This window comes from Peribacillus sp. GL_122 (assembly GCF_057835005.1).
Window position 1 is genome coordinate 2,516,754 of sequence record NZ_CM174415.1, and the last position, 19,785, is coordinate 2,536,538.

The following is a 19,785-nucleotide window of genomic DNA, read 5'->3' on the forward strand; positions in this document are numbered from 1 at the left end:
GCGTTTGCTATTATTTATTATCTAAAGTAAAGAGAACATCAGATTGATATTCTTTTTTTCTTTAATATACTACAGAGAATACAGGAGGAGTTTTAAAATGAATTTAGCACAATTCCCTAGAAAGCGATATACACCAACATATACACCGATTGAAAGATTAGATCATTTTTCTGAAGTGCTTGGGGGTCCATCCATTTATGTTAAACGAGATGATATGCTTGGTTTGACTGCTGGGGGAAATAAAACAAGAAAACTGGAATTCCTTGTTGCCGATGCGTTGGAAAAAGGCGCGGATACGTTGATTACATGTGGAGGCATTCAATCAAATCATTGCCGCTTGACACTAGCTGCTGCCGTTAAAGAGAAAATGAAATGCATCCTTGTGTTGGAAGAGGGACTTTCAAAAGATTCAGAGCCGGATTTTAACGGTAATTATTTTCTCTATCATTTATTGGGGGCTGACCAAATTATAGTTGTACCTAATGGATCGGACTTAATGCAAGAAATGCAGAAAGTGGCTAAAGAGGTATCAGAGAAAGGACATCGACCTTACATCATTCCGGTGGGGGGATCCAATGTCATTGGTGCAACGGGATATGTTGCATGCGCTCAGGAGATTTTAGCACAGTCCTTTGAGCAAGGTATTGATCTGAAAGCAGTTATTTGTGTAAGCGGCAGTGGGGGAATGCATGCTGGTTTGGTTGCAGGATTTCATGGAAATCAAAGTGGAATATCAGTAATTGGCATAAATGTAAGCAGAGGAAAAGCTGAACAAGAAGAGAAAGTTTTTCAGCTTGTTAGAGAAAATTCAACACACATCGCCCTACAAAATTCGATCCCTCGCGAGGCTGTTACGTGTTTTGATGAGTATGTCGGACCGGGTTATGCTCTGCCTACACCTGAAATGGTGGAAGCAGTCAAGCTAATGGCTAGAACAGAAGGGATTTTGTTGGATCCGGTATATACGGGTAAAGCGGCAGCGGGACTCATTGATTTAATCCAAAAAGGCACCTTTAAGCCGGAGGATAACATCCTATTTGTTCACTCTGGTGGTGCTTCATCGTTATATGCCAATACTTCGCTATTTAATGGATAAAATTTTGAGAAATTCGTTAAGAAGTTTCTCACAGTTAATTTATGTGTGTTTCACATTATATAATGTGCTTTGAGTAAGTAATTATCTATCGAAATAGGGGAGGTATTATATGTATATTACAATTGGAGATTTTATTAAAGAATGGAATAAAGAAGCCATACTGACTCAAAATGTTTTGGATAGTTTGACTGATGATTCATTAGAACAACAAGTTTATCCTGAAGGTCGCACTTTAGGAAGAATTGCGTGGCATTTCACCACGAATATTCCAGATTATCTAGCTCATTTCGGGTTAAAGATAGACCGGATAGAAAGTTCGGAAAACGTTCCATCTTCAGCCCAGGAAATTGCTATCACTTTTAAAAATGTAAGTTCTCACGCAGCCAAAATTATTGAACAACAATGGACAGACGAATCCCTAGAGCAAATACAAGAAGCGTTTGGAAGACAGGAAACAAATGCTTCCATCCTTATGGGACTAATCAAGCATATTGTTCATCATCGCGGACAAGCTACGGTTCTGATGCGTCAAGCAGGAATAAAACCTTTTGGGGTTTATGGACCGCCAAAAGAAGATTGGATTCATTTGGGTGTGGAAAATCCACCACTTTAATACGATGCTATTTTAAATGAAGTTGAAGAAAAGGCGGGCGCTAAGTTTAATAAATATATCCCAATTTCTCCGTTATATCACTGAGTTAATAATATGTTAAAGCATCCTTTGCAGGGTGCTTTTTTATTTTGCCAATGAAGGGTTTAAATGAAACCAGCTAATTTAGAGGCGATGTTTTAAATGGCATACTACTTGTTTCTCCAATTAAAGCTAATGGAGTAAAAGTAAAAGATGCGATAGATTCCGTCTTTTCCTTTTGATTAGGCTATGTTAAACCATTAGTGCAGAATAGTTCTTTAATATTATTATTTATAATTATGCTATTATTAGGCCTCCATATCCTGAACCTCCACCGTAATTGCCACAACCACCGGCATAACTATATCCGTCAATGATTAGGAGTTAAACAAAACTACTATAATGACGAGATCTTCACCAAAACAATTAAAGCTGACTGAAAGTATATATTTATAGAGCAGGACTTATAAATATCAGAATTTTGTAGAAAAATGTCGTTATTTGCGAATATCATTATCGTCATTTCTGAGATATTATAATATTGAATGAACTTTAACACATTGAAGTGATAATGCAACCTTTATGTCGGGGCTCAACTTAGTGAGTGGGGGAAAAAAAATGAGTGTAATCATCGAGAAGAAACGAGTGGAAAACTATACTCATATGGAAGATGTAATGTTGGTTGGGAAAATCCATAATGGTGATGAAGATGCACTGGACTTTTTAATCAAAAAATACAGATGTGTCGTTCAATCAAATGCTTTGAAGTATTTTTTAACGGGTGGAGATAAGGAAGACGTCTTTCAGGAAGGAATGATTGGACTATATAAGGCCATTCGAGACTACAAGAATTGCAAAAAGTCCTCTTTCCGATCATTTGCGGAACTGTGCATTACAAGACAAATCATAACGGCTGTTAAAGCGGCTATTCGCCAAAAGCATTCTCCCTTAAATAATTATGTTTCATTTTATACGCCTATCTATCAAGGGGAGTCGGAACAGGCCCTAATTGATCTAATCCCTGAACAGAGACAAAATGACCCAGTCACGATCTTAATAAAATCAGAAGAAATTTGCGATATTGAGCTGATTTTAACGGAAGTACTTAGTGAGTTGGAAAGTAGTGTTGTGGACTTGTATTTGGAAGGAAAAACTTATTTTGAAATATCAAAGGAACTGAATGTTCATAAAAAGACGATTGATAATGCACTTCAGCGGGTAAAAAGGAAGTTGGAGCGGTACTTCGAGTCCAGGAGGTTGGAAGAATAATAACTATAATCATTAAACATAAGAATCTTTTCAATTCTGAACGGGTTCTTTTATTTTGCGCATATTTTGGTCTACTTAAATTTTCAAATCTATCTTTTTCAATGCATCAACAATAAATTTTATTCAAGAAAAAGGCTCGATTCTTGAATAAGATTCGCTACTTTATTTTCTGATAAAGGGCAATGGAATGTATCCGTCAGTATAGTAAGTAAAGTGTTTAATAACATTGATTTTCGAGATAGAGAGTCCAAGTCTTAAAAAAGTAATACTTGGCCCACTATGGTTTGGATCTTACACCCTCCAAATGAGAAAATTTAGTAAGGGAATTCCCTTTTTTCATATTATTAATGAGATCTCGGATAACTAGCGAGCTAGGACATTACTTGGAGGAATAGGGGTTCAGACGGGATGTACAAAAGCTCCAACGGAAAGCAATTATTCACAAAAGGAAAAGTTATAACTATTATAAAAGATTTAACGAGGGAAAAGAAGGTAAGGTGAGGTCACTATTAATGTTGTGTACCTTGTTCGACAGGTCAGATGGAATTTGTCGATGATTGGTATGATTTTGTAAAAGTAAAAAATGATTTGATATTATAAATAGAGGCAAACAACATACTGTTAGATTAATAGAAAGGAAGCAGCCTGGTCAAATAGAACTGCTTCCTTTTTTTGTGCTTTTTCGATTGATAATAAGTCCACACCCAGCACAAGTGACATAATATTTTAAAAATTTGCACAAGTGGTATTTTTTTGTTGACGTAGCTATTTTTGTAAGCGTATACTAAACTCAGTAAAGCACAAATGATTGTGGTTGCACAAATGTGCATATTAAAAAAGGATGAGGGACTAAATGGATAAAAGAGAAGAAAAAAGACTCTTAGTTAAAATCGCGCAAATGTATTATGAAGAAGATATGACTCAAGGTGCCATTTCAAAAGAATTAGGTATATACCGAACATCCGTCAGCAGACTTTTAAAAAAAGCAAGGGAAGATGGAGTAGTTAAAATTACTGTTAGCAGCGATATTGATGGAGCTTTTGAATTGGAACGTCGAATGGAAAAGTTGTTTGGCTTAAAAGAAGTAATTATACTTCCTGAAAAGAGAGACAGTACCGAACTGGATAAAAAGAAAGTGGTAGCAATAGCAGGGGCTGAATTACTAAAACGAATTATTAAAGACGGCGATGTCGTAGGCTGCGCCTGGGGAAGCACAATGGCCAGTCTGATCGGTGAATTTACAAACGCCGGAAAAAAAGACGCTCATTTTGTCCCTTTAGTAGGTGGGCCTGGACCAATGGATACGAAGCATCACGTCAATAGAATTGTTTATAATATTGCAGAAGATTTTGGAGGAACTTCTTATTTTATTGATGCTGCGGCAGTAGTAGAAAAAAAAGAGACAAAGGATGATATTGTTCAATCTCACTACTTCACTAAAATAACGGAGCTTTGGAACAACTTAACAATTGCAGTAGTAGGGATCGGAAACCCAAACCAATCATCTAATTTAGTCTGGGCTGGCTTTTGTGGCAATAGAGAAATTGAAGATTTAAATCAACAAGGTGCCATAGGTGATATCTGCTCACGATTTTATGATATAGATGGAAACCTGATTCAATCTGACTTATCTGATCGAACAATAGCTATTGAGTTGGAAAAACTAAAAAATATTCCATACTCAATCGGTATTGCAGAGTCTGTTGAAAAAGCTCCTTCTATTATTGGCGGATTAAGAGGAGGATACATTAACACTCTGATCACCACTGAGGAAACCGCAAATGCAATTATTGAAATTATAGAAAAAGGAACTGCCTTATCTTAGGAAGTAGGGATTAATTTTAAACCAAATCTTTTTATCTGATTGTAAGCGGAAACAAGCTGTAAGATTCAGTTCATATGAAAAGAGGAAATGAAAATGCTATGGTATGTCGTTATATTAATTGGTTTTTCTTGGCTCCTTCAAAGCATTTTTGGATTTTTGCAAATCAAGCATTTCAATAAAAAGTATGCAGAATTGAGAAAGCTTGGAAGGGTCGCGATTGGGAAAAAAACGGGACTTATTAAATCAGGCACTGTCGTAATGTTTGCAATTGACCGAAAAAACAACATTTTGAAAGCCACCAAAATGCAGGGAGTAACCGTGCTTTCAAGAGTACGGAACTTAAAAGGATTTGAGGGGAAAAATCTCTTACACCTCGGTGAAGAAGATTTTTATAAAGTAAATAAGTTAACAAGGTTAGCTATTGAGGATGCACTGAACAGTTATCATATTATCTCTAAAGGGGGTGAATTGAAGGTTAAGAAAGGCTGGATTGATTTACTCTTATCAAAAAAATAGGAATTATATGAGGTGAATTGAATGGATTGGCTTACAAATGCAGCAGATGGCTTTATGAATTTATTTAGAGCAGGTGCCGAAACTTTTGTCGATTTAGTAACAGGTATTGTTCCACTTCTTATCATGCTTTTAGTTGCAATGAATGCCCTTATACGCTTGGTTGGAGAAGAAAGAGTGGAACGGGTCGCGAAGAAATCGAGTAAGAATCCACTTACAAGATATTTTGTTCTACCTGTAATTGGAACGTTCGCTTTGGCAAATCCAATGACATTGTCACTCGGGAAATTTTTGCCGGAAAAATACAAACCAAGCTATTATGCGGCTGCTTCTTATTCCTGCCACACGCATAATGGACTTTTTCCACACGTTAATCCAGGAGAGTTGTTCGTATTCTTGGGAATTGCTGCAGGTATTACAACACTGGGATTTGAAACCACGGAACTAGCCCTTCGTTATTTCTTGGTGGGTATTTTCACAAACTTTTTAAGAGGCTGGGTAACAGATTTAACAACTTATTATGTATCTAAACAGCAAGGCGTTAAATTGAAGGAAACAGTGGATCTCTAAGGAGGGGAAAGCGATGACTCAAACGGTTACGCAGTACAAGTCAATTATCGTCAATGCAGGGCAAGGTGGATTTGGTGGGCCATTAGTGATTTCACCGACAGAAGAAAAAAATAAAGTGGTTTATGTAACGGGCGGAACAAGACCGGATATTGCAGACACCATTGCAGAATTAACAGGCTGTGAATTAGTCGACGGTTTTAAAACGAGTGTACCTGAGAATGAAATGGCGTGTGTCATTATTGATTGTGGCGGAACGCTCCGATGTGGCTTATACCCAAAAAAAAGAATCATGACGATCAATATCATGCCTACTGGACAAAGTGGCCCGTTAGCAATGCACATTACTGAGGACATTTACGTTTCTGGAGTAAAGTCTCAAAACATTGAATTGTATGAAGGTGCTGCAACACCTCCAATATCCAATGTGAACAATGCTAACGGACAAGTTGAGAAAACAATATCTAAACCTAAGTATAGCGCAGATAAAAAAATTAGTGAACAAAGAAAGCCTAAAGACGTCATAGCACGCATTGGGATGGCGATGGGTTCCATCGTCAACGTGTTTTATCAGGCTGGCCGTGACACTATAGATACTGTCATTAAAACCATTTTACCGTTTATGGCTTTTGTGGCCATGTTAATCGGAGTGATTAAAGCATCTGGAATTGGTGATGTATTCGCACAATATTTATCACCATTTGCAGGTTCTTTGCCGGGCTTGCTCTTAATCTCTTTAATATGCTCATTCCCATTATTATCACCATTCTTAGGACCGGGAGCTGTTATTTCACAGGTCATTGGGACATTAATTGGAGTGGAAATTGGAAAAGGAAATATCCCTCCGCACCTTGCATTGCCAGCTCTTTTCGCGATTAACTCTCAGGCTGCAGCTGATTTTGTTCCAGTTGGGCTAGGATTGGCAGAGGCAGAAGTGGAAACCATTGAAGTCGGAGTTCCTTCCGTATTGTACGGACGTTTTTTAACCGGAGCACCTACCGTTTTTATTGCTTGGCTTGCAAGCTTCGGTTTATATGAATAATTACTAGAATAGATTGTGAATAGATTATTTAAAGCAAAGAATTGGAGGAGTTTCTTGTGCAGACAGTTTATCAAACTCAAATTAACCAACTTGGTGCATCTGTCTCTGATTTTCTTGGAGAAAAAATGTTCATCCTATTCGGAGCTGATGCTCCGAGTGAATTAGCGGATTATTGCCTATTAATTGATGTAAATGAAATTAATGGTGAAATCGAAAAGGGTGACATTCTCGTCTTAGGCAATCATCAATATACCATTACCTCTGTAGGTGACGTGGTAAAAAAGAATTTAGGTTCACTTGGACATATCACGTTAAAATTTAATGGTTCTGAAACGCCAGAATTACCTGGCACTTTACATCTTGAAGAAAGAGATATACAAATGCCGCCAGCAGGAACAACTCTTCGAATCTTGAAAAAATAAACTTGTCAAAGGTTTAAATAGAAATAAATGCAAGAAGAGGGATGTTTCCTCGAAGGAGCAAAACTCTCTCTGAAAATTGCATCAGTAAGAGTTAACTTAGCTAAAACAAAAAAAGTAATTTGGAGTTTGTTACTTATTTTTAAATTTCACCTATGATCCTCGACTCTATATATAATAAGGAGGAAAAAGAATGAATGAATCATGGCATCAATTAGAAAATAAAGTGGCAATTGTTACGGGTGGTGCATCTGGAATTGGCTCAAAAATTACAGCACACTTAGTAAAGAACGGAACAAAGGTGATTGTTTCCGATCTAAATGTAAATTCTGGCGAACAAACTGATGGAACTTATCATATTCAATGCGACGTTACCAATAAAGAAAGCGTTGAAAATATGGTCACAAAAGCCACAGGTTTATTTGGAACTGTAGATATCTTAGTTAATAATGCGGGTGTAAACTTACCACGTTTACTTGTTGATTTCCGTGGCGAAAAGCCAGAGTATGAGTTAAGTGAAAAGGATTTTGATTTCATGGTTGCCGTCAATCAAAAAGGACCTTACCTTTGTGCTCAGGCAGTTGCGAGAGTAATGGTGAAAAATAATAAAGGCGTTATCATTAATATTTCTTCTGAGGCAGGTATGGAAGGATCTTCTGGACAAAGTGTTTATTCGGCAACAAAAGGTGCTGTCAATGGCTTTACCCGTTCTTGGGCAAAAGAACTAGGGAAATTCAACATCCGCGTAGTTGGTGTTGCACCAGGGATTAATGAGCAAACAGGTTTAACAACAGATGCTTATAATGAAGCATTAGCATACACACGTGGAGTGACAGTAGAGGGTCTTGGATCAGATTACAGCAAAACGATACCACTTGGACGACCTGGTAAATTGGATGAAATTGGTGAATTGGTCACTTATCTAGCTTCAGACCGTTCTAGCTATATTACAGGTACAACCGTTAATATTTCAGGTGGAAAATCCCGCGGATAAATACAAGGATGCTGGGTGGTTTTAAAATTCAACATTGAAGCGTTGTATGTTCTATCATTTAACTTTTAAGTAAGTCTTTTATTAACAAACAGGTGCTTTAGTTCATTAACAGGGGTTGCTGCGGCAGCCTTTTTTTTATGGAACTAACGGGTCAGGTAATTTAAGTGTACATTTCTTCACAAACTCCATTTTAAATGTTTATACTCCTGGTTAAATCTTCTTTGCCCTATGTTATTCACTTCTTCCTTAATATATTGATCCTGTTTTTCATAGGGGATAACAATAGATTCTTCACCAATAATATCCCACTGGTATCGTTATGACTTATAGCAGTTAAGTCATTTCATTCTATACGAAGATATTTGTGATTTTGTCAAAATAAGCAGGCGTATAACTTTAATTTTTATTGTAGTAGGATTAGGCAACCATTTGATAGGAATAGGATATCGTTCGTTTTTTCATTTGCTGCATAATAAAAAAGCCTCTACTTTTTCTATAACAATTATTTTGTTGAAATAAAACTCAAAGTTCTAAACAGAGTAGTGAAAAGAAACATAAGCAGCTAGTCCCAAATAATAGTCATTACCTTTGGTAATTCAGAATTTATAACCATAAAAACAGCACCACATCACAGAATCTTATACTACTTTGACTCCAACGAATCAATACAAATACTAAAAATTGTAGGAGGAAAATATTATGAAAAAACTATTATTTACGTTCCTTGCACTGGTTATGTCCCTCACTCTTACTGCTTGCAACAACAATAATGACACAAATGGGATTTCTCAAAAGGGGCCATCGGGTGACACCTCACAGCAGGAGATGTCTGAGTTCAGTCGTGAACTTGTTAAATTCCCTAAGAACTACGATAAGGGTGTGAACTACACGACTGTAAATCGAGGAAATGTCAGGGAGGAGCTCTACACGAGCCAGGAAGCAATAGAAGCGGTGCAGAACGGTCAGTCAATCCCTGATGACACTGTCATCACTCTCGAAATCTATAGGGATGAAAAGCTTGATGAAATCTTCGTGATGGAAAAGCGCGATGGCTGGGCAGATCAGAATCCCCCTGAGATGCGTAACGGCGATTGGCTATACCAGGAATTCAATGGAGACAAGTCGGTGGATTACGAGGAAGATATCGGTCGCTGCTTTTCTTGTCACGCCAATCAGGAGCGTGATGACTTCGTGAACACGTTGGATGAAATGAAGAGTTATGATCTTGAAGATTTTACAGGATCAAAGGACAGCAGTACAGAATCACAGATTGCAGGTATCCCTACAAATCACTGGAAGGTAAAAGCGGTAGGTGATAATCTGGAGGACTCGCGGGATATTTTACATGGAAATCGCTTAATGGAAGATGAAGAAAAAACAGGGATCATCCAGAAGGTTCTTTTGATGATTCATTTTAATCAATAGACATAGGGATTGAGCATTTGAACGGAACTCGAAGTAATAACCAATAGTACGTCCTGACGGAAAACCCAGGTATTAATATTAATAGAAAGAGGAGAACTTCTTGAATCGAAATATGTTAATCAGATTGGTTATTGATCTTTCTATGACCGTTCTGATGTTAGTTGCAATGGCTTATCAGATTACCAGAAATACAATCCATGAACTGATAGGAATTATATTGTTTTTGTTGTTTATTGCCCACAATATTTTAAATCGACGATGGTATAAAACGATTTTTAAGGGAAAGCACAATGTACAACGTATACTGAGCATTACGGTCAATTTGCTTTTTCTTGTATCCATGGCTGTGGTGATAATAAGTTCTGTGCCAATTTCCCGTGACATATTTGCCTTTATTTCTATAAACAATGACATGACTCTATTACAGATACATGTTATTGCTTTATATTGGGGATTTATCTTCATGGCTGTGCATATAGGAATGTCCTGGGGAACCATAATCAATGCAGTACGAAAGATGACGGGAATTACCAACACGAGCCGTATCCGCACAATTGCATTCCGTATAATAGCGGTGTTGATTGTTGTCTATGGTGTGCAGACTTCCTTCGAGAGAGATATGCTTTCGAGGTTAACCATATATAATCCATTCGGTTGGAGCTTTGATGAGTCTTCCATGGGATTTTTAATAGATCATCTAGCTATCATGGGAATATATATCAGTGGGACTCATTATATTCTGAAATTTGTTCGGAAGCAGGATAAAGCTATAGCGTACAAAGATAGGTAAATTGCAGAATAAAAAAAGTGCATTAATCCGGGATTAGATTAATGCACTTTTTTATATTATTTAAAGTGTAGCTGCCACTAAATTAATACATAGAATGAACCTACGTGAAGGAGATTCAAGCTTTTACCCTTTGTTCATATTCCTCCTTCAGGTGCTTTATATCTTCTTTTGGTGGTAAACCAAACATGCGCGAATATTCACGGCTGAATTGTGATGGACTTTCATAGCCTACCTGGAATGCCACATCTGCTGCATCTGCTGATTCGGATAATAACAGGCTTCGGGCTTCTTGAAGTCTCAGTTGTTTTTGGAATTGAATTGGGCTCATCGCGGTTATCTCTTTAAAGTGCCGATGAAGTGAAGAAACACTCATATTTGCTATTTCCGCAAGTTCCTCAATCTTAAAAGACTTTTCATAGTTATTCATGATATGTTCAATCACGTCACTGATTTGATGAGTAGAACTTCCTTCTATGGCTATTTGTTTCAGCATATCCCCATGTTCTCCTTGCAGAACCCTATAGATGATTTCTTTCACGATTAAAGGAGCAAGTACCTTGATATCTTTTGGAGTATCTAGCAGACGAGCTAATCTTGTTAACGCGTCTAGCAAAGATGGCTCTGTTTTACTGACATACATACCTCGTTTTGCATTTTCCTTTTTGTCAACTCCCATTTGGAATTCACGTAACACCTCTAATATTTCACTCGGTGTAAATTCAAGTTTGAGAGCAAGATAAGGCACTTCGAAAGAGGCTTCCGTGACTTGTCCGGTAATTGGCAGCTTAACGGATGCAACAAGGTAATCGGCAGGACCGTACCTAAAGAGCTCCTGTGACAACAAAACCTCCTTCATCCCTTGAACCACTATGCATAAGGAAGGCTTGTGAACTCCGTAATTTGGTCCAGTATCATTAGAATAACGGGAGAAAAATAAAGACGGAATAGCAGTCATTTGAGTACCGTCACGTCCTGTGTGATCCTCTATGATTTTGGCGAGCTCAACTCTTTGTCTATATAATTGTTCAAACATAAAATCCTCCTTTGTTTTCTTCATCCGTGTTGGTCCCATTATAATGCTAATTCACTTTCTGCGTAAATGGTCGTGAGAGGATTGGGCAATCATTTGAGAAGAATGGGATACCGGTTGCTTTCTCCCTTGTAGCATAATAAGGATGCGGTTAAATAATATAACCGTTTAAAGCGATAATAATGCAAAGAATGAAAGATAAATCATGCAAAGCGTAGAGTAGAACGAAATGATCCAGAAGTTTCTTCTAACGGGCTGATTGTATGGAAATAAGCTGTTGTTATGCTGTGGCTTCAAAGTCAACGGGGATTTTTACTGGGAACTAAACAAGATACAAAAAGTCTAAAATTCAAAACTTAATATATCACATCATAGATAAAGGAGTAGATAGAACAGAATGAAAAATACTTGGAAAATTTACATGCTGGCCCTTATTAGCTTCGTGGTCGGTACTTCACAATTCGTCATCGTAGGTACGTTGGATCAAGTGGCTGCTTCCGTCGATGTATCGGTAGCAACCGCAGGTCAGCTTATTACCGTATTCGCTCTCGGTAACGCAATCGGCACGCCCTTTGTTATGGTAGCAACCTCGAAGATGGATCAGCGGAAGCAATTGTTACTGGCTCTCGCCATCATATTACTCGGCGTCATTGGGGTAATTGCTCTTCCAGGCTTTGGATTGCTGATGGCCTCTCGCGTTTTACTAGGGATTGGAACAGGGGGCTTCGTTGTCACCGCCTATGGTATAGCTGCAAAACTGGCGGCTTCTGGACGTCAGGGTGGGGCGATGGCCAATGTCGCAATGGGGTATAGTTCTTCCCTTGTCTTTGGCGTTCCCCTTGGCCGTATGATTGCTTCGTCTTATGATTGGAAGGTCATCTTCTGGGGCATCGGACTCTGCAGCCTACTGGCTATTTTTGCCGTTGCACGGACGATTCCGGTCATGGAAAGCGAGGCGGCTGTTTCTCTGGGCAAGCGTCTTGCTCTCTTGAAGAATCCGAGAGTCGCATTCACTCTTGGTGTAACCTTCTTTGTATTTATTAGTTATTCAATGCTCAATACGTATATCACTCCCTTTCTGACCGCCGTTATACCAACTATGAAAGAAAAATTGAGTATGATTCTCTTAGCTATGGGTATCGCGAGCTTGATTGGCTCTAAGGTTGGTGGCTTATTGGCAGACCGGATCGGCATCGTCCGCACGCTGGTCGGATCCATGGCTGTCCACATTATCTCGCTAGTATTGCTGTCTACTGTCTCTGGATTTGGATGGGTAATGGTTACCCTCCCGTTGCTCATGATTTGGGAAATCGCTGCTTGGACGTTCGGGCCTACCCAAAACTTTAATCTAGTCTCGCTGACTCCAGAAGCCTCTAGTATCGTGCTTAGTCTGAACAGTTCCTTTGTACAACTTGGATTTGCCGCGGGTGCTGGAATTGGAGGTATTGTTGCGGGAAGGTCATCAATACAAGAGATCAGTTGGGTTGGAGCTACATCAGTCGTGATTGCTCTACTAATTGGAGTGTTTTCATTTAGACGCAGCCGTGAGCTCTCAAGTGCACAGCAGTGAAGTTTTAGAAAATAGATTCAGCAGATGATTTGCTTTTAGATGGCAAATTCCTCTGAATCAATAAATTTACTTTTTATTAAGAAAGGATAGATATAAATGATGTCTAATACAAAAGATAAAGTTGTGATTATTACAGGTGCTTCTAGTGGAATTGGAGAGGCAACAGCTAAAAAACTTACTTCTACAGGTGCGAAGTTGGTCTTGGCAGCTCGTCGTGAAGAACGTTTACAACAGTTACAGAAAGACATCGAAAAAAATGGTGGAAAAGCTATTTATAAAGTAACCGATGTAACGTCACATGAACAAATGGAAGAGCTTGCTGAGTATGCGCTTCAAGAGTTCGGAAAAATTGATGTATTAGTGAATAATGCTGGCGTCATGCCGCATTCATTTCTTTATAAGAAAAGAATCGAAGACTGGAATAAGATGATTGACGTCAATATTAAAGGCGTACTTTATGGGATTGCGGCTGTGCTTCCATCCATGCGAGAACAAAAATCAGGACATGTCATTAATTTGTCTTCAGTAGCTGGATATGTTGTTGGAGCTGGAAGTACGGTCTATGCAGGAACAAAGTTTGCTGTACGTGCAATTACGGAAGGTTTACGTAAAGAAGAGTATAGCAATAATATCCGCACAACCATTATCTCACCAGGAGCTGTTACGAGCGAATTAATAAATTCCATTACAGATATGGATCTTAAACCAGGAATCGATAAAGCTTATGAAGATGCGATAGACGCTGAGAGTATTGCTGGTGCGATAGCTTTTGCCATTGAACAGCCATCAGATGTAGCAATTAATGAAATGCTTATTCGTCCTACACATCAAGATAGATAATTTTACACTAATAAATGTTGTTTATTGTAAATAGTATGTTCCGATTTACTAAAAAACAGGAGGTTTTTATATGCAAAAAGTAATTTTGAACAATGGTGTTGAGATGCCTATACTTGGCTTTGGTGTTTTTCAGATTCAAGATGAAAATGAGTGCGAACAAGTCGTTTATGACGCTATAATGGCAGGCTATCGCCTAATCGATACTGCTGCCTCTTATCTAAATGAAGAAGCAGTCGGCAGAGCAATCAAACGGAGTGGTGTACCAAGAGAGGAATTGTTTATTACTACAAAACTCTGGGTTCAGGATGCTGGTTATGAAAGCACAAAGAAAGCATTCGGTAGTTCACTAGAAAGACTTCAATTGGATTATTTAGATTTATACTTAATTCATCAGCCATTTGGCGATGTATATGGTTCTTGGCGTGCAATGGAGGAATTGTACCGCGATGGTAAAGTCCAGGCTATCGGAGTTAGTAACTTCCAAATGGACCGTCTGATGGATTTGATGACTCATAATGAAGTAATTCCTGCTGTAAACCAGGTTGAGACACATCCTTTCTGCCAGCAAATAGAAAGTGCTAAGTTTATGAAAGAGAACGATGTTCAAATAGAGTCTTGGGGACCATTTGCTGAAGGAAAAAATAACATGTTCCAGAACGAAATTTTAGTATCAATAGCCGAAAGCCATAATAAATCCGTTGCCCAGATTATTCTACGATGGTTGACACAAAGAGGAGTCGTTGCGATTCCGAAGTCTGTTCGTAAGGATAGAATGATTGAAAATTTCAATATCTTTGACTTTGAATTAGGTCAAGAGGATATGGAAAGAATCGCTACTTTAGATACGAAAGAAAGCTTGTTCTTTTCACATCGCGATCCTGAAATTGTGAAATGGATTGGTACCCGTAAACTTGATATTTAATGCAATCATACACCTTGCGTTAATTCTATGGTAGTTCATGTATATTTTCATTTCAAAAACAGCCGTTTACCTAACTGGCTGTTTTTATTAAATTATTACGTTCTTATTGAAATCCCTCAGTTTAATAGATAATGCTCACGAATACTCGCCTATTCGCAGGATTTCAAACCACAAGGTATAAGGTTGCTTTAGAGGAACGAAAGAGGTAGGACCGTTTTTGATAAGATGTGGGCAGATTGAAAAAGTGGATCATTTAAAAGGGATAGACTACACGGGTTAGTTTCAACCTATCCTAATGAGTTAGAACTTCGCAGAAAGTTGGGGGAAGTAAATACAATGCTAAACATTACATATGAGGAGATAATTGTGATGGGTTGCATTTAGTGAAAAATCAAGACATAAGTATTATTCATGAACGTATGCCTGCTAATACATCTAAAATAAAACATTATAATCAACACGCACGCCAATTTTTCTTTATCTTTATCAGGTATAGCAACCATTGAGGTAGATTGTAAAGAGATTACTTTAAAACAGCAAAAGGGAGTGGAAGTTCCTCATTTTGTGCCACACCAAATGTTTTAACAAGTCTAATAATGAAGTTGATTTTTGGGTGTCTTCTCAACCGACAAGTAAAGATGAAAGGATTTTAGTGGACTAAAACTAAATTTTCTTAATGAAATCCCTCAGTTTACTAGTGCTCACGAATACTCGCTTATTCGCAGGATTTCAAACCACATGGTATAGGTTGCTAACGGGGCAGGTTTGCAGAAGGACTAGAAAAGGGCCATTTTTTATAGACAAACTTCCAGAACACAAACAGGTAAATATACTATATGTATAATTTAACCAATCCAAGAAGTGTATTATTTATCCAAATAAATTTATGAATGTGAGAAATGATGAGTTTTTTCATTGAAACATAACTGAATTTACTACATTAATCTAACTTCAAAAAGAGGTGTTCTAAAATGGGTTTCAAATTCATCACAAGTGATGAAAAAAGTATTATATATGCAATTGGGGACGATGGCGTGCTGCGATATTTTCAGGATAAATCCCGAAACGGAAGTTCATGGTGGGCTAATGATGGTGTAGGACAGAGCAGGGGTCCTGGTTGGGAATCATATCGCTTTTTCTTTGGTGGTAGGGTTAGCTCATCATACCCAGAATATAATGTCTATTATGGTATTACGCCAAACGGTGAATTGCTATACTACCGGGATTACAGTCTCTTTCCCTCTCTCGGAGAAATTTATTATGATGGCGTAATTGGGTCCGGATGGGGAGAGTTCCGGCACGTCTTCTCTGACGGTAATGGAAGAATCTACGCCGTAGCGCAGAACGGCGACTTGTTATACTACCGAGATGAAATAAGTAATGGAGAACATCACTGGGCTTATGGAGGTGTTGGGCAGAGAATTGGAACTGGATGGGGAAATTTCAAACATGTCTTTCCAGGTGGAGATGGGATTATCTACGCTGTAGCGCAGAACGGCGACTTATTATACTACCGTGATTTAGCAAGGGACGGAACTTCTAACTGGGCTTATAACGGTGAAGGACAGATTATTATGACGGCACAAGGAACAGGCAATCATTTCAACGAATTCCAGCATGTCTTCTACGGTGGCGATGGAATTATCTATGCGATTGAGAATAACGGCAACATTTTATACTTTCGAGATTTAGCACGGGATGGAACCTATCATTGGGAAAATGATGCTATTGCTAAAAAGATTGGTACTGTCTCATCTGATGGCAGTAGAATCCACGAATGTGTTGGAATACAGTGTGAAAGAGAATTTGACTTGTTTTCTAATCAACGTCAACTAAACTCATACTATCCCTTAAACCAATACGTTCCTGAAATCTTTTATTATCCTGTGAACTCTTATTATCCTTCAAACTTGTACAATTCTGTAGGCCAATATCCGTATTTTCTTATGCAGTATTCTGATATCTGCAGATGGGTGAAGATTTGTGATCCGCCAGGTTCCCCTAATTGTAGATGGGTGTGTAGGATTGAAGTAGTGTAAGCATTTAACGGGTTCTTTTAAATGAACAAGTGCTTAATGTAGGGAAAACCCCGGATTACATGACGAAAACAGAAATGGACTTTGCACATGAAAATATAGAGTCCGTAAATCGTTACCTGGAAGCAATCAAAGCAGATCCGCAAGCAAAGCCGCCTGTATTGAAAAATTATAAAGAGGAAAACAGCAATGACAAGTAAAGAAAATTATTGTTTGTATTGTGAGAGAAGATTCCCAAAGGTTGAATGGCTAAAACCCCTTTATTGTTGGACCGATGGGGAGCTGGAAGGGTATTTTTGTGAGCAGCACTATCACCAGGTAAAAGCTTTCAATGACCGCCAGAAGAAAGCGTATGAGGAATATAATAATAAATAAAGACCCAATCATATACATTTACCCATTCATAAGATATGAAAAAAAGGTGTGTTAGACTATGGGCCGTCTGGAAAAAACATTATGGTCTACCAATGAGACATTTAAATTAAGTAATTGGCGTCTAAATGAATTTGGTTTCCGTAATAATCCTCATCATGTTTACCTTTACCATTTTAGTCCTTACCTTTACCATGTTAATCCTTATTATTTGACGTAAGAGGTAAAGCCAGCTTTTTTAAGGTGGCTTTTTATTATGATTAGTTGTAGATCCGCATTTTCTCCATTAAATTCTGAATGTGTCAAAATGAAATTGTGTAACATTCAGAATGGCATTAAATCAATTGATTAACTGTGGCTTTGAAATAAAGTTGGACCGTTTCATTCCTTTTTGATTTTAATAAACGGGTCGATCTGTCGAGGATGTAATAATGGATGGTTAAGTCATATAGAAGGTCATGCAAAGCAGTTATTAATTGCGCTCTTGAAATATCCTAGTGATAATCTTAGTTGGTATCACCATTGGTTCAATGATTGGAGGTTATGTCATATCTATTTGGGGATATTCTCTACTCCCATATGTTTGTAGTATTGCAGCAATCGCTAGCTTTGTGCTTAGTACCCAAAAGGTAAAAGAAAAGAACCAACTTTTTCACTAGATACTTGACCTCAGAACGAGATCTTTTTGTTTTCGTATCAGGTGCTTTAATGGAAGATCCCTTTTAGATTTTAAACAATCCTTTTCTAATATCGATATTCAAGAAAAGGGCGCGATACTTCAATAACTGAAGTGCCGCATTTTCTAATTGTGAAGGATATTTAGTCATAAGCACGAATTACTTTAGGGAAATTCAAACAAATAATAAGGAGATACATGGAAATTCAACCAATTGTAAAAATAATGAGTACTGATTCAGAAATTATGTCTACTTTTAGCACTTTTAAACAACTACGTCCACATTTAACAGAAGATAATTTTTAGAAAAAATCAAACGAGTAGAAAAAAATAATGGTTTCAATTTAGTAGCAGTAATTGAAGATAATGAAGTTAAAGCAGCAGCTGGATATAGGATTACTGAATCTCTAGCGTGGGGAAATTATTTTTATGTAGATGATCTGATTACAAATGAAACTAGTCGCCGTCTAGGGTATGCCGGAATCTTATGGGATTGGTTGATAACTCAAGCAAAAATAGAAGGTTGTGAACAATTTCATTTAGATTCTGGTGTTTATAGACATGACGCTCATAGGTTTTACCTCAAAGGTGGATTAGATATTACCTGTCATCATTTTCAAATGTCTCTTTAACTAAGCCAGCTAGTAGAAGATCAATTGTTATTCCATTATAGGGAGCTTTAATTGAATAAAAGGAGAGCACATATTATACATGACTAATATGTGCTCTCCTTTATTTTTCAGGTTTTTTATAATTTAGGTCTTGATAAGCGGAGCATTCCATCTTTCGTTGAATATATTTCATAAGCGTCTATCCATTGGGGAGGCGTTTTAATGTTGTTTAAAAACTAGACGTTTAGTAAGATGTTCAGAAATTCAATCAATTTAGAAGGGGAGCAAGCAGAGTAAATCTAAAAAAACGCTTCATGAAAAATTGAATCTTTGGATAGATGATAATATAAAAAATATTGATTAAAATTATATGGAGAATAATGTGTTTCAAGTCAAAACGGGTGAGGAGGAATGAGCATGAAAATGTTTAAAATGAGTGCTGTGGCATTGGTCGCTGCGTTGTTGTTCCCTTCTTCTACATTTGCAAGTGGCTGGGATTATTTAGGAGAACAATCTCTTTATTCTAATGGTGCTGAAAGTGATGTGTTTGCCTCTACTGGTGGTGATTATAAGATTTGTCGGGATTCTTACGTGGGTCCAGCTGGTAAGTTAAAAGTTGAATTATGGGAGTATGATCCTGACAGTTATAATGATTATGTAGGGGTAAGATATTTAGATCGAGGCGAATGTGGTATTTTCCGGGGTATTGGTAACTTTGTTGATGGAGGAAATGAAGCGGAATTTTTTGCGAAATCAAGGACTAACAGTGATATGCATTTAATCTTTTTTGATTAATTCACTAAATGAATGAAAAAAAAGACCTGGGATTGATTTGTAAAGGCTAAAGACTCTTTTTGCACCCAAACAAATTCGTTTAATCAATAAAACGCGACTATTGCCCTTGTATCAGCCTGAAAAGTTGATGCGGGGGTTTTATTTTGTTTGGCTACTACCTTTACATCCCAAGGAAAATAGCGAAATGTTTGAAGCTTTGCCACGTTATTTTTCACAAGCGGGCAACATCCCTCACAATATTAGGCAACATAAATCTTTCCCAGTTCATATAATGAGGTCATCTTCACGTCATACCAACCTCCACAAAATAGTCATAGCAATTCTCTCTTATCGATTAAATTATTTTTTTAATAAATCACATC

At 37.7% G+C, this 19,785-nt stretch carries 20 protein-coding genes and 1 pseudogene; 20 read left to right on the forward strand and 1 reads right to left on the reverse strand.

The genetic code is table 11. From position 1 onward, the window contains the following. Positions 1-97: 97 nt before the first annotated feature. From cuyA to AC3ISB_RS12190, 11 genes are all read left to right on the forward strand, one after another. Positions 98-1,096 carry a D-cysteate sulfo-lyase gene (gene cuyA / locus AC3ISB_RS12140; protein ID WP_489276531.1) on the forward strand — a complete coding sequence of 333 codons (999 nt, stop codon included), beginning with the start codon at positions 98-100 and terminating at the stop codon, positions 1,094-1,096. Positions 1,097-1,205: 109 nt separating this feature from the next. Next, complete coding sequence (locus AC3ISB_RS12145) at positions 1,206-1,709, forward strand: DinB family protein (protein ID WP_480338976.1); 504 nt, start codon at positions 1,206-1,208, stop codon at positions 1,707-1,709. Positions 1,710-2,345: 636 nt separating this feature from the next. Then, positions 2,346-2,996, forward strand: a complete 651-nt coding sequence (gene sigH, locus AC3ISB_RS12150; protein WP_480338977.1) for an RNA polymerase sporulation sigma factor SigH — start codon at positions 2,346-2,348, stop codon at positions 2,994-2,996. 853 nt (positions 2,997-3,849) lie between these two features. Continuing rightward, positions 3,850-4,821 carry a sugar-binding transcriptional regulator gene (locus AC3ISB_RS12155; RefSeq protein ID WP_144528130.1) on the forward strand — a complete coding sequence of 324 codons (972 nt, stop codon included), beginning with the start codon at positions 3,850-3,852 and terminating at the stop codon, positions 4,819-4,821. 93 nt (positions 4,822-4,914) lie between these two features. Continuing rightward, positions 4,915-5,337, forward strand: coding sequence for a transcriptional regulator GutM (locus AC3ISB_RS12160; protein WP_430099071.1), 423 nt, complete (start codon positions 4,915-4,917; stop codon positions 5,335-5,337). A gap of 21 nt (positions 5,338-5,358) precedes the next feature. After that, positions 5,359-5,904, forward strand: a complete 546-nt coding sequence (gene srlA / locus AC3ISB_RS12165) for a PTS glucitol/sorbitol transporter subunit IIC (protein ID WP_144528132.1) — start codon at positions 5,359-5,361, stop codon at positions 5,902-5,904. A gap of 13 nt (positions 5,905-5,917) precedes the next feature. Then, complete coding sequence (gene srlE / locus AC3ISB_RS12170; protein ID WP_489276535.1) at positions 5,918-6,943, forward strand: PTS glucitol/sorbitol transporter subunit IIB; 1,026 nt, start codon at positions 5,918-5,920, stop codon at positions 6,941-6,943. A gap of 56 nt (positions 6,944-6,999) precedes the next feature. Next, complete coding sequence (locus AC3ISB_RS12175; RefSeq protein ID WP_144528134.1) at positions 7,000-7,365, forward strand: PTS glucitol/sorbitol transporter subunit IIA; 366 nt, start codon at positions 7,000-7,002, stop codon at positions 7,363-7,365. A gap of 190 nt (positions 7,366-7,555) precedes the next feature. Beyond that, positions 7,556-8,356: an SDR family oxidoreductase gene (locus AC3ISB_RS12180; RefSeq protein ID WP_144528135.1), complete on the forward strand. Its 801-nt coding sequence runs from the start codon at positions 7,556-7,558 to the stop codon at positions 8,354-8,356. Positions 8,357-9,055: 699 nt separating this feature from the next. Continuing rightward, positions 9,056-9,781, forward strand: coding sequence for a cytochrome P460 family protein (locus AC3ISB_RS12185; RefSeq protein WP_489276538.1), 726 nt, complete (start codon positions 9,056-9,058; stop codon positions 9,779-9,781). 100 nt (positions 9,782-9,881) lie between these two features. Continuing rightward, entirely contained in the window at positions 9,882-10,571 is a 690-nt protein-coding gene (locus tag AC3ISB_RS12190) for a DUF4405 domain-containing protein (RefSeq protein WP_489276540.1), read from the forward strand. Positions 10,572-10,686: 115 nt separating this feature from the next. Here AC3ISB_RS12190 and AC3ISB_RS12195 read toward each other — a convergent pair whose 3' ends face one another. Beyond that, on the reverse strand, positions 10,687-11,604 hold the full coding sequence (locus tag AC3ISB_RS12195) for an AraC family transcriptional regulator (protein ID WP_347942293.1): 918 nt from the start codon (positions 11,602-11,604) through the stop codon (positions 10,687-10,689). A gap of 394 nt (positions 11,605-11,998) precedes the next feature. Here AC3ISB_RS12195 and AC3ISB_RS12200 point away from each other — a divergent pair, with 394 nt between their 5' ends. The 9 genes and pseudogenes from AC3ISB_RS12200 to AC3ISB_RS12240 all read left to right on the forward strand — a co-directional run bounded on the left by AC3ISB_RS12200 (position 11,999) and on the right by AC3ISB_RS12240 (position 19,423). Next, on the forward strand, positions 11,999-13,171 hold the full coding sequence (locus AC3ISB_RS12200) for an MFS transporter (protein ID WP_489276542.1): 1,173 nt from the start codon (positions 11,999-12,001) through the stop codon (positions 13,169-13,171). A gap of 99 nt (positions 13,172-13,270) precedes the next feature. Continuing rightward, entirely contained in the window at positions 13,271-14,011 is a 741-nt protein-coding gene (locus tag AC3ISB_RS12205) for an SDR family oxidoreductase (RefSeq protein WP_489276908.1), read from the forward strand. Between the two features lie 70 nt (positions 14,012-14,081). Beyond that, positions 14,082-14,933: an aldo/keto reductase gene (locus AC3ISB_RS12210; protein WP_480338983.1), complete on the forward strand. Its 852-nt coding sequence runs from the start codon at positions 14,082-14,084 to the stop codon at positions 14,931-14,933. Between the two features lie 291 nt (positions 14,934-15,224). Further along, a pseudogene (locus AC3ISB_RS12215) lies at positions 15,225-15,317 on the forward strand (hypothetical protein); the annotation flags it as partial. 587 nt (positions 15,318-15,904) lie between these two features. Next, positions 15,905-16,972 carry a tachylectin-related carbohydrate-binding protein gene (locus tag AC3ISB_RS12220; RefSeq protein ID WP_452452138.1) on the forward strand — a complete coding sequence of 356 codons (1,068 nt, stop codon included), beginning with the start codon at positions 15,905-15,907 and terminating at the stop codon, positions 16,970-16,972. A 59-nt stretch (positions 16,973-17,031) separates the two neighbouring features. Beyond that, entirely contained in the window at positions 17,032-17,169 is a 138-nt protein-coding gene (locus tag AC3ISB_RS12225; protein ID WP_489276545.1) for a hypothetical protein, read from the forward strand. Beyond that, positions 17,159-17,344: a hypothetical protein gene (locus AC3ISB_RS12230; RefSeq protein ID WP_489276547.1), complete on the forward strand. Its 186-nt coding sequence runs from the start codon at positions 17,159-17,161 to the stop codon at positions 17,342-17,344. The genes AC3ISB_RS12225 and AC3ISB_RS12230 overlap by 11 nt, the downstream gene beginning before the upstream one ends. Positions 17,345-18,373: 1,029 nt before the next feature. Further along, positions 18,374-18,649 carry a GNAT family N-acetyltransferase gene (locus tag AC3ISB_RS12235; protein ID WP_489276910.1) on the forward strand — a complete coding sequence of 92 codons (276 nt, stop codon included), beginning with the start codon at positions 18,374-18,376 and terminating at the stop codon, positions 18,647-18,649. Between the two features lie 396 nt (positions 18,650-19,045). Then, positions 19,046-19,423 (forward strand): hypothetical protein, encoded by a 378-nt coding sequence (locus AC3ISB_RS12240; RefSeq protein WP_098371956.1) that lies wholly within the window; start codon positions 19,046-19,048, stop codon positions 19,421-19,423. Positions 19,424-19,785 lie beyond the last annotated feature (362 nt).

Coding starts and splice junctions, on each gene's coding strand:
- AC3ISB_RS12210 (WP_480338983.1), top strand. CDS start 14,082: ATGCAAAAAGTAATTTTGAACAATGGTGTTGAGATGCCTATACTTGGC.
- AC3ISB_RS12205 (WP_489276908.1), top strand. CDS start 13,271: ATGTCTAATACAAAAGATAAAGTTGTGATTATTACAGGTGCTTCTAGT.
- AC3ISB_RS12195 (WP_347942293.1), bottom strand. CDS start 11,604: ATGTTTGAACAATTATATAGACAAAGAGTTGAGCTCGCCAAAATCATA.
- AC3ISB_RS12155 (WP_144528130.1), top strand. CDS start 3,850: ATGGATAAAAGAGAAGAAAAAAGACTCTTAGTTAAAATCGCGCAAATG.
- AC3ISB_RS12230 (WP_489276547.1), top strand. CDS start 17,159: ATGACAAGTAAAGAAAATTATTGTTTGTATTGTGAGAGAAGATTCCCA.
- AC3ISB_RS12185 (WP_489276538.1), top strand. CDS start 9,056: ATGAAAAAACTATTATTTACGTTCCTTGCACTGGTTATGTCCCTCACT.
- AC3ISB_RS12225 (WP_489276545.1), top strand. CDS start 17,032: ATGACGAAAACAGAAATGGACTTTGCACATGAAAATATAGAGTCCGTA.
- srlA (WP_144528132.1), top strand. CDS start 5,359: ATGGATTGGCTTACAAATGCAGCAGATGGCTTTATGAATTTATTTAGA.
- AC3ISB_RS12240 (WP_098371956.1), top strand. CDS start 19,046: ATGAAAATGTTTAAAATGAGTGCTGTGGCATTGGTCGCTGCGTTGTTG.
- AC3ISB_RS12145 (WP_480338976.1), top strand. CDS start 1,206: ATGTATATTACAATTGGAGATTTTATTAAAGAATGGAATAAAGAAGCC.
- cuyA (WP_489276531.1), top strand. CDS start 98: ATGAATTTAGCACAATTCCCTAGAAAGCGATATACACCAACATATACA.
- AC3ISB_RS12220 (WP_452452138.1), top strand. CDS start 15,905: ATGGGTTTCAAATTCATCACAAGTGATGAAAAAAGTATTATATATGCA.
- AC3ISB_RS12180 (WP_144528135.1), top strand. CDS start 7,556: ATGAATGAATCATGGCATCAATTAGAAAATAAAGTGGCAATTGTTACG.
- AC3ISB_RS12160 (WP_430099071.1), top strand. CDS start 4,915: ATGCTATGGTATGTCGTTATATTAATTGGTTTTTCTTGGCTCCTTCAA.
- AC3ISB_RS12200 (WP_489276542.1), top strand. CDS start 11,999: ATGAAAAATACTTGGAAAATTTACATGCTGGCCCTTATTAGCTTCGTG.
- srlE (WP_489276535.1), top strand. CDS start 5,918: ATGACTCAAACGGTTACGCAGTACAAGTCAATTATCGTCAATGCAGGG.
- sigH (WP_480338977.1), top strand. CDS start 2,346: ATGAGTGTAATCATCGAGAAGAAACGAGTGGAAAACTATACTCATATG.